This window comes from Pseudomonadota bacterium (assembly GCA_011049115.1).
GTDB lineage: Bacteria > Desulfobacterota > Anaeroferrophillalia > Anaeroferrophillales > Tharpellaceae > DSCM01.
Window position 1 is genome coordinate 1 of sequence record DSCM01000139.1, and the last position, 7,431, is coordinate 7,431.

Here is a 7,431-nt window from a genome sequence, read left to right on the forward strand (position 1 = left end):
CATAATCAGCCGAACCGATTTCGGCGAAAGCGATCTGATCATCACCCTTTTCAGCTGGCGCCGAGGCCGGATCAGCGCTATCTGCAAGGGAGCGAAACGCAGCCGCCGACGTTTTCCCGGCACACTTGAGCCTTTTTCCCTGGTTTCCTTTGAAGGCTTCAGCCGCTCCCCGCTGACCCTGACCCGCATCGACGAATGCCGCCTGATCGAACCGTTCACCGCCATTCAGGAAAATCTGCGCAGCTATTTCTGCGGCAGTTATTTTCTCGAAATCATCTATCGCTGCTGCGCCGAAGGCCAGGCCAATCCGGCCCTGTTCGGGATGCTCCGCGACCTTTTCAGCTTTCTCGCCACCACCCCGCAGATCCGCAATTTCAACTGCCGGATCAGGCTGTTTGAGCTGCAGATCATCACCCTGCTGGGGTTCAGGCCGGAACTTTCCGGCTGCCTCGACTGCGGTCAGACTTTTGATCGCAGTCGGCAGCTCTACTTCGCGCCCCAGACCGGTGGCCTGGTCTGCAACAACTGTACGCCAAAGCACCCGAGCGCCTTTGAGGTCAGCCGGGGAACCGTCAATCTGCTGAACCAGGCCCATCGACTTGATAACAAAATGCGAAACCAGCTCAATTTCACCCCCCAGGTCGAGGCGGAAAGCGCCCGCCTCTGCCGCGCCCTGTTACGCTGGCACAGCGGCCAGGTCTTCAAGAGCCTTTCGATCATGGAACGCCACGCTGACGCCGGTACGACCACGACCCAACGGAACGCAGACACCGCCGGATTTCAACCAAACCGCAATCTTTTGTCTCAACCAAACCAGCCACAAAGGGAGTCAGAACATGAATTTTCAGGATGTTGTTCTTAATCTTGAACGCTACTGGGCCAATCACGGCTGCATTATACAACAGCCCTATGATCTGGAAGTCGGGGCCGGCACCTTCAATCCGGCCACCTTCCTGCGTTCCCTGGGTCCCGAACCCTACAAGGTCGCCTACGTCGAGCCCTCGCGGCGGCCGACCGACGGCCGCTACGGGGAAAATCCGAACCGCCTGCAGCACTACTATCAATATCAGGTCATTCTGAAACCTTCGCCGCTCAACATTCAGGACCTTTATCTCGACAGTCTCCGGACGCTCGGCATCGACCCGCTGGACCATGACATTCGCTTTGTCGAGGATGACTGGGAATCCCCGACTTTAGGGGCCTGGGGTCTGGGCTGGGAGGTCTGGCTCGACGGCATGGAAATCACCCAGTTCACCTATTTTCAACAGGTCGGAGGTTTCGATTTAAAACCGATTCCCGGCGAGATAACTTATGGCATTGAACGAATCGCCATGTACCTGCAGGGGGTCGACAACGTCTACGATCTGAAATGGAACGACCGTTTTTTCTATGGCGATGTGCATCATCGCGGCGAAGTCGAGTGGTCGCGATATAATTTCGAGGAAGCCGACGTCGAAATGCTGCTGCAGCTTTTCAACATGTACGAGAAGGAAGGCCTACGCCTGGCGGAAAAAGAGATGGTGCTGCCCCTTTATGACTGTTGCCTGAAATGCTCTCACGTCTTCAATCTGCTGGATGCGCGCGGAGCCATCTCGGTCACCGAGAGAACCAGCTACATCGGCCGGGTCCGCAATCTGGCCAAATTTTCGGCCGCAAACCACCTCAGACAACGCGAAGAGATGGGCTTTCCCTTACTCGCGCGGCAGTAAGAGAAGGAAACGTCCCGGTTCTTTCATGAGCCCGGCGGTCTGCTCTGCCGCCAGATCGTCGCCACAGTAAAGATCGACCCGGAAAGGGCCGGTGATGGCGCCGCCGGTATCCTGATTAAGCACCAGGCGCCGGCTGTCGCGCCAACCCGAAAGTTTACCCTCGTCGGTAAAAGTCGGCAGCCGGGTTTCTATCCAGGCCAGGGCACCGCCGGGAAACAGGGTTCGATCCGTGGCGATCGAACGCCCCCCGGTCAGCGGCGCCTGATCGCAGCCCAGAGGTTCCCGGCCGGGCAGTTCACGAAAAAAAACATAACTTGAATTGACGGTAAAGATTTCCTGCCGGCGCTCGGGATGGGCCTTGAGCCAGGCCCGAATCGACGGCATGGAAACCTCATCCCGGGTCATGATTTCCTGGCGCACCAGCCAGCCCCCGATACTCTGGTAAGGGTGGCCGTTGGCGGCGGCGTAGCCGACCATCAGGGACCCGCCTTCAGCCAGCTCGATCTTTCCCGAACCCTGAATCTGCAGGAAAAAACGGTCGATTTCATCATCCACCCAGACCAGTTCCAGCCCGCGGTCGAGCAATGTTCCCGCATAATCGATTTCAGCCCGGGCATGATAGGGCACGACCGTGCCGTTTTTCAGCAGACGGCCGCGAAGCTTGGGAAAGACCAGTTCATCAATTTTGGGAATCAGGGGCAGGGCCTCAAGCCAGGGCCAGAGTTTGGCCACCGGGCGGCGCAGATCGAAGTTACTCAGATCGACCACCACCAGATCATCCGGCTGACGATACAGCGGATAACAAAACCGCGGACTCGGTTGCAAGGCGCCCCGCAGGGTCGGAACGTAGTAACCGGTATACAGGATCGGTGACGCCGGGCGCCGCCGGGGCAGCCATGATTTTTTTCGCACTTCCAAAAAGACGAAGTGTTTTTCCAGATACGCGGCCAGGGCCGGCCGGGCCGGCGATAAGGCGAGAAAGCTCAGCAGTTCGACCTGCGCCCGACGCAAGCGGGCAAGGCCAACCGAAATCGTTCCGTAAGTAAAAACCCGATCCTGGGGCAGTCTGTCAAAATAACCGAGATTACGCTCCAAAGCCAGCGCCAGGGATTGGGGATCAAGATCATCGTCCAAGATCAGAGCCTGGGGCGCGACGGCCTCAAAAACCGCTCTTTCTCCGGCAAACCGGCTCAGCCGCGCCGATAAAAGCGCCGCCGCCGAGAGCAGCAAGACCAGAAAAACTCCCCACCGCGCCGCCGCGCGTCGCGAAATCATCATCAAACATACCCCCCAAAGGAAAAACAGCAGCTAACCTTCAGATAAGCCGACCTTAAAGCTGATTACTTTTACGCGGGAAAAATCCGTATTTTCCTGATTTTCCCGTCTCAAGACAGGCTGAAATCAACTACACTGAACAGTTTCAATAATAATTTAAATTTAGTCTTGCATTTTAGAAGCAACTCGCCCTAAAAAGCAATGATAAAACCAGCAACCTTGACAAAGTCCGAGCGCGGTCCCATTTTATCATTATCAGTTCACCTTACAAAAATGAAATCGTCGCGCAATGAATATTTCCGGCACCGAAGATGAGTGATTTCGCTTTTGACCAGCAAACCTGGGTCGTCGATAAGCATAAAAATCGGCTGGCGGAGCCCCCCCGCTATAAAGTCCTGCTCCATAATGATCACTACACCAGCATGGAATTTGTGGTCGAGATTCTGGAAGAGGTCTTTCATCACAGCCGGACGGCGGCCGAAAGCATCATGCTTCAGATCCATCGTCAGGGGCTGGGCTGCGCGGGCGAGTATGATCGGGAAATCGCGGAGAGCAAGGTGGCGACCGTCACTCGCCGGGCCGGCGCCGCGGGATTTCCTCTGCGTTGCAGCCTGGAGAAGGTTTAAGCGACGGCAATCTCAACCTTAAGCGGACCGGCGTGAAAAAAACCGGTTTCCGGCCGGCCTACCGGCCACTGGAGAACATGATCAATCCCGAGCTGGAACAAGCCATTGTCGCGGCCTTTCGCGAAGCCAAAACCCGAGAACACGAATATCTGACGATTGAGCATCTGCTGTACGCCACCCTGCAAAGTGAAAGCGGACGCCGGATTATCGAACAGTGCGGCGGCGACATCGTCACCCTGATCGCCCGCCTGGAAAATTATTTTTCGGCCCGGATTCCCAAATTAAAAAACGGCGCTCAGAGCGCGCCGACGGAAACCCTCGCCTTTCAGCGGCTGATTCAAAGAACCCTGATTCATGTTCAGATGGCGGAGAAGCCGGAAGCCGAACTCGGCGACCTGCTGGCCTCAATCTTTGAAGAGGATGAAAGCCACGCCTGTTTTTTTCTGCGTGACCAGGGCATCACCCGGCTCGACATCTTACGCCTCCTTTCCGCCGCCGATGAAACGGCCGCGGCACCACACGCGGCACCCGCCGCCGGGCCAAGCGAGCGCCGTTTCGACAAAAACCATGATTCCGGTGCGGACAGCCGCGCGGCGGAGAAAAAAAAAGCCACGCCACTGGCCGCTTTCACCGTTGACCTAAAAGCCCGAGCCGCCGCCGGGGACATCGACCCCCTGATCGGGCGCGAGAGCGAAATGCAGCGCACCCTGCAGGTCCTCTGCCGCCGCCGGAAAAACAACCCGCTGCTGATCGGCGAGCCCGGAGTAGGCAAAACCGCGATGGCCGAAGGTCTGGCGCTGCGTCTGCATCAGGGCCGCGCCCCCGCGAGTCTGCTCGACTATCAGATTTACGCTCTCGATCTGGGCGCGGTACTGGCCGGCACCAAATATCGGGGCCAGTTTGAGGAAAGGCTGAAGGGAATCATCGCGGAACTTGAAAAAAAGGGCAAGGTTGTTCTGTTTATCGACGAGATTCACACCCTGGTCGGAGCCGGGGCCGCCGGCGGCAGTTCCATGGACGCCTCCAACCTGCTCAAACCGGTGCTGGCCGCCGGGCGAATTCGCTGCCTGGGTTCGACCACGCACGAGGAATACCGGCATAATTTCAGCCGCGACCGGGCCCTGGCCCGCCGTTTTCAGGCCATCGACCTGGCCGAACCCAGTCCCGAGGAAAGCTATGCCATTCTGCAGGGACTCAAGGCTTCCTATGAAGAACATCATCAGGTTCGTTACAGCCAGGCCGCCCTGCGGGCGGCGGTCGAGCTCTCGGCCCGTTACGTCAACGATCACTGCCTGCCGGACAAGGCCATCGACGTCATCGACGAAGCCGCGGCGGCAGCACGCCTGAACGCGAACGGCCATGAACTCAGGACCATTCGCGTGCCGGATATCGAGAAGGTGGTCTCGCAGATGGCCCGGGTTCCGGTCAAGAAGGTCAACGCCGATCACAGCGCCCGTCTGGCCGCTCTCGACAAACATCTGCGAGCCCGGATTTTCGGTCAGGATGAAGCCATCGCCGCCCTCTTTCGGGCCCTGAAGAGGACCCATGCCGGCCTCAATCAGCCGGAGCGCCCTGTAGGCTCATTTCTCTTTACCGGGCCGACCGGAGTCGGCAAGACCGAAATCTGTCGCCAGGCGGCCGACTGTCTGGGCATCGAACTGATCCGTTTCGACATGAGTGAGTACATGGAAAAACATGCGGTCGCCCGGCTCATCGGCTCGCCGCCCGGCTATGTCGGTTTTGAACAGGGCGGGCTGCTGACCGAACAGATCCGCAAACATCCGCACGCCCTTCTGCTTCTGGACGAGATCGACAAGGCCCATCCCGACATCTTCGCGATCCTGCTGCAGGTCATGGATTACGCCACCCTGACCGACAACAACGGCAAGAAAGCCGATTTCCGGCACACCATCCTGGTCATGACCAGTAACGCCGGAGCCCGGGAGATGGCCGCCAACAGCATCGGTTTCGGCCAGACAAAAGCGCATGAGCCGCAGGACCGAGGGCGCAAGGCCCTGGAGAAGCTGTTCAGCCCGGAATTCCGCAATCGCCTGGATGAAATTATCTTTTTCAAACCCCTGAATCAGGACATCATGCTGCAAGTGGTAGATAAATTCATGCTGCGGTTGGAAGCTTTCCTCAAACCGCGCAAGGTCAGGCTCGCGTTGTCGGCGGCAGCCCGAATCTGGCTGGCTGAAAACGGCTATCAGCCCAAATTCGGCGCCCGCCCCCTGGACCGCCTGATCCAGGAGAACATCAAGGATCGCCTAGCCGATGAAATTCTTTTCGGTCGGTTAAAACAGGGCGGCGACGCCCGGATCGAACTGAAACAGGGCAAACTCGAAATCATCATCGCCGGCAAAGCTTAAATCACGTGTGGCCTTACCGCCCGGCGGGCGGTAAGGCCACACGCTTTACTGCAGCAGCAGCCGGTCCACAGTCAACGTCCCGGCCGCAATCGTCAAGGAGCCGATAACCTTGGTCATGCCGACCTGGTCGGCAAAGGTTGAATCGAAACCGCCCTCCAGGCTCACTGACGTTCCCGACCGGTCGTACAGCAGATTTTCAATGTAATTGCCGATCTGGGCCTCCAATGCGGCGCCGTCGCCTACGGCGTCGCAGGCGCTCTGCAACCCGGCATAATAATCCGGCCCGGCGGTGATATCCCTGACCGTATTCATCGGACTCGGCCCCTGATTGCCGAAATCAATCCCGGTCACATTCGCTCCGGCCTCAAGTTTCACGCAATGAACCCGCCTTTCCACGGGAGCAAGGCGCAGGACCGTCACCGCCACCAGGGTCATGCCGGAATAACTTCCGCCCCAATCCATCGCATGAACCAAGTTGTCCCAGGTATCGTGAAGATAGATGGTTTGTTCGGCGTTGTCATAGCCGACCCCGAGCATGGTGTGGCCGACGACATGAATCAGCACCGGACGGCCCTGATCGATCTCGTATTTAAAGTCGGCAAAGGAAAAACCGCCGACCACCTGACTGTCGACCCGCTGATTGTAGTTTTCCGCGACCTGATAACCCCGCGACTCGGCGAACAGCCGCAGGCCGTGGCATAGGGCGGTCTGCGGCAAGCCCCAGTCGGCCGGTGGAATCGGATCGTACAACTTGCCCGCAGAGTTATAAGTAAAATAGGTCGTGGCGCCGTCCCCGTTACTACTGACGTTTCCACCCCCGTCAAAATTCCATTTCCACTGATTGGTGCCCAGGTAATCGGCCAGGCATTCGCCCCAGACATGTTCGACCCCACCCGTTTCCCAGGGATCAGGACCAGTCTCACCATAAGCTATCCAGTAATCGTCGACGTGGCCGGGGGCCGCCGGGGAGCGCCCGTCAAAACCGGCCATGGTCGCGATCAGGGAACAGGCTCCGGCAAGCGGATTGTCGGGATCAGCCCCCTGTCCCAGATCGACCAGCGGGGCCACGCCGCCGTTGGCCGGGCCGCTGTACATGTTGCCGTAACCGTTTCTGTCGTAATAGCCGAACAGCATGCCGGCCGCGGTCGCCGAGCACCCGTAGGTCCAGGTCGAGGTCGGAACCCCGCTCAGCACGACCGCGCCGCGCGGAAACCCGCGGACCACAGTCCGATGAAAACCCGAAGGCGGCGTCGGCGGGCTGTCGCTGACCCTGACCTCAAGCCGGGCCCGCTCCGCCGGGCTCAACTCGTCGCAACGGGTCGAGGGCGCGGCGCTCGCGCCGGCGATTTCCGTCAGCGGCGGCCAGGTCTGAGTCCAGCCCGCCTGCGCCTCCTCGGCCACGATGTAGGTGCCCACCAGATTGAGACCGGTGAACGCGTAATCGCCGTTCTC

The 7,431-nt window shown here is 58.9% G+C and carries 5 protein-coding genes; 4 read left to right on the forward strand and 1 reads right to left on the reverse strand.

Annotated features, from left to right (window positions below; all coding sequences use genetic code 11):
* Together recO and glyQ are read left to right on the forward strand one after the other, a co-directional pair.
* A partial coding sequence (gene recO, locus ENN66_11980) for a DNA repair protein RecO (GenBank protein HDS17298.1) occupies positions 1-862 on the forward strand: 862 nt, incomplete at its 5' end.
* The gene (gene glyQ, locus ENN66_11985; GenBank protein ID HDS17299.1) at positions 837-1,709 is read left to right on the forward strand and encodes a glycine--tRNA ligase subunit alpha; all 873 of its coding nucleotides are present in this window, start codon (positions 837-839) and stop codon (positions 1,707-1,709) included. The genes recO and glyQ, both read left to right, overlap by 26 nt.
* Here the strand turns inward: glyQ and ENN66_11990 are convergent.
* Positions 1,692-2,987 (reverse strand): murein transglycosylase, encoded by a 1,296-nt coding sequence (locus tag ENN66_11990; GenBank protein HDS17300.1) that lies wholly within the window; start codon positions 2,985-2,987, stop codon positions 1,692-1,694. The genes glyQ and ENN66_11990 overlap by 18 nt on opposite strands.
* Before the next feature lie 308 nt (positions 2,988-3,295).
* Here ENN66_11990 and ENN66_11995 point away from each other — a divergent pair, with 308 nt between their 5' ends.
* Together ENN66_11995 and clpA are read left to right on the forward strand one after the other, a co-directional pair.
* The gene (locus tag ENN66_11995; protein ID HDS17301.1) at positions 3,296-3,610 is read left to right on the forward strand and encodes an ATP-dependent Clp protease adaptor ClpS; all 315 of its coding nucleotides are present in this window, start codon (positions 3,296-3,298) and stop codon (positions 3,608-3,610) included.
* Between the two features lie 77 nt (positions 3,611-3,687).
* Positions 3,688-5,979 carry an ATP-dependent Clp protease ATP-binding subunit ClpA gene (gene clpA / locus ENN66_12000; GenBank protein HDS17302.1) on the forward strand — a complete coding sequence of 764 codons (2,292 nt, stop codon included), beginning with the start codon at positions 3,688-3,690 and terminating at the stop codon, positions 5,977-5,979.
* The last annotated feature ends 1,452 nt before the right edge of the window (positions 5,980-7,431 follow it).